Consider the following 1,564-nt stretch of genomic DNA (forward strand, 5'->3'; position numbering starts at 1 on the left):
CATGTTGCCGTCGGCCGGGGTGCGTGTTCCCTCGGGGAAAATAATCAGGTTGCCGCCGCTGCGCATCGAGCTGATGCAGTCGTCCACCAGCTCCGGCCCGTGGGCATTGCTGATATAGCCGGCCGCCCGCACCGGGCCGCGGGTAAAGGGATTGCGCCACAAAGCGCTCTTGACGATGCAATCGGCCTGCTCGACGAAGGCCATCAGCAAGACGGTGTCAATCAGGCTGGGATGGTTGGCCAGGATCAGCAAGCCCTTGCGCTGCAGCCGTTCACGGCCTGAAATGCGATAGCTGAGCACCCCCAGTGCGCTCATTAGCTCGACGAATGCACGGAAGGCCAGACGGATGATGCGGCGCGCCCAGAGGATGCGGGATTGTTCGTCGCGCACGATGAGATTGAGCAGGGGGAAGATCATGAGGCGCAGCACGATGCCGCCGACGCCGAAGGCGATGAAGCTGATTGCCGTACCACCTACGCGCCAGTATTTATTGAGCAAGCTGTTCAGCCGTTTGAGCCATTGCTGCATCGCTCCGACGGTGACCGGCTTGCCCGACCGATCAAGCACGACGGCTCCAGCGCCAGCGGCGGCCGCCCGCGACCCGGGTCAGTTCGGCGTCGCGCCGCAAGAAGAAGCGCAGGATATCGAGCCCGCCCGGTGCGGCGACATCTGTCGCAGATGCAGTCTCACCGTCCTCGGCCGTCCACGACAGCGAAAGCCGTTCTCCGGTATTTGCATCTGCATCGGCTTGCAACAGCCAGGCCCAGGAAAAACTTTGTTCCGCGCAGTCGGCGTAGGCAGCGAAAACTTCGGGCGGAGGATTGTCGGCCATCACCAGCAGGACTTGCGGCGCGCCGTCGGCAAGCAGGCCGCAGGCTTCGATGAGCGCATGCTCGACCGTGCTCGATCCTGCCGCGATAGCGATGTTATTGCTGCGATCGCCGCGTGCGATCGACCACAGCCCGCCGTTGGCATTGTGCACGGAGAGACTGAAGGAGGTCGGTGACAGCGGTGCATGTCGCGCCAGTTCCTGCAGCAACTCGACCGAACGCGCGCATTCACCGTGGCGCGAGGCGAAAATCACCGGGAGATCGGACGGGACGGCTTGTTCGGGCAGGCAGGCGTAGGCGGCTTCGAGCGCCATTTTGCCGGTGGCGCTGGCGCGGCGGCGCAGCATCGGCGGCATTTTTGCGACTTTGGGATCGGCAACGGCAGTATTCATGTCCGCACGGCCGTGAGCCCACTCCAGCCAGGCGGCGGCAGTGTCCAGACCAGGCGCCCAAGCCGTATGCGATGCGACAGAAAAACTGACATCCCCAAAACGCATGTTTCTATTCGTATGCTGTCGATTGACCATGCTCTCTTTGCTGACGTTATCGTTGTTTCAATATCTTGGTCGGACCAAGACAGATCGGATAATCGCCGCGATCCCCTCGCATTTTTTGTTAATGTGATAACGAGAGCAGGCTTATTGAACGTTAAAAAAAGTAAAGCAAATATTACGATAAAAGCTACGCAGCAATTCGATTTTTAGATGAATATTCAGGCCAAAAAAAAGGGGGGG

At 60.1% G+C, this 1,564-nt stretch carries 2 protein-coding genes; both read right to left on the minus strand.

Translation table 11 applies throughout. The features are described from left to right. Window positions 1–528: lysophospholipid acyltransferase family protein (locus HLUSI_RS0100060; RefSeq protein ID WP_040502940.1), on the minus strand; the 528-nt coding region annotated here is incomplete at its 3' end. A gap of 31 nt (window positions 529–559) precedes the next feature. After that, a complete protein-coding gene (locus tag HLUSI_RS0100065; protein WP_083830770.1) occupies window positions 560–1,327 on the minus strand; it encodes a beta-ketoacyl synthase chain length factor in 768 nt (255 codons plus the stop codon). Window positions 1,328–1,564: the final 237 nt, after the last annotated feature.

The organism is Herbaspirillum lusitanum P6-12, assembly GCF_000256565.1.
Taxonomy (GTDB): Bacteria; Pseudomonadota; Gammaproteobacteria; order Burkholderiales; family Burkholderiaceae_D; genus Herbaspirillum; species Herbaspirillum lusitanum.

Coding starts and splice junctions, on each gene's coding strand:
- HLUSI_RS0100065 (WP_083830770.1), bottom strand. CDS start 1,327: ATGCGTTTTGGGGATGTCAGTTTTTCTGTCGCATCGCATACGGCTTGG.